The organism is Parafrankia sp. Ea1.12 (genome assembly GCF_900465275.1).
GTDB lineage: Bacteria > Actinomycetota > Actinomycetes > Frankiales > Frankiaceae > Parafrankia > Parafrankia soli.
Genome location: NZ_UBIZ01000014.1, coordinates 1 through 501, shown reverse-complemented (window position 1 = coordinate 501; position 501 = coordinate 1). Strand labels below are relative to the sequence as shown.

At 69.1% G+C, this 501-nt stretch carries 1 pseudogene; it reads right to left on the bottom strand.

The features are described 5' to 3' along the window. Positions 1-501, bottom strand: a pseudogene (locus tag FMEAI12_RS39575) (helix-turn-helix domain-containing protein); the annotation flags it as partial.

Sequence of the window (501 nt, the reverse complement as noted above, 5' to 3'; positions counted from 1 at the left end):
GCGAAGTCCACGTGGAAAAAGTCCACGGCCAGCATGGTCGCTGCCTGCGTGCGCAGGAACTGTCGCCATGTCGTGTCGGTCTGCCGTTTCGGAGCCGGTGGCAACCTGAGGGTCTTCAGGACCCGGCGGATCGTGGATGCGCTCACCCGGTGGCCGAGTTTGAGGAGCTCGCCCTGGATTCGCTGGTAGCCCCACGTCGGGTTCTCGGTCGCGAGCCGCTCGATCAGCGTGGCGATCTCCTGGCTGATCGGTGGCCGTCCCGTCCGCTGCGGGTGGGTCCACTTCCGTGTGATCAGGCGGCGGTGCCACCGCAGGACGGTCCCCGGGGGTGACCAGCCGGTGCGCTCCCAGCGCTCTGGGCAGGAGCCTGATCAGAGCGGCGAGGACCGCCCGGTCCGCCCAGTCCCACCGGGGCTTGGGCTGGGTGCGGCGCAGCACCGCGACCTCATGCCGCAGCACGAGCAACTCGATGTCCTTTGACGCCGACGAACGGCCGAAGAG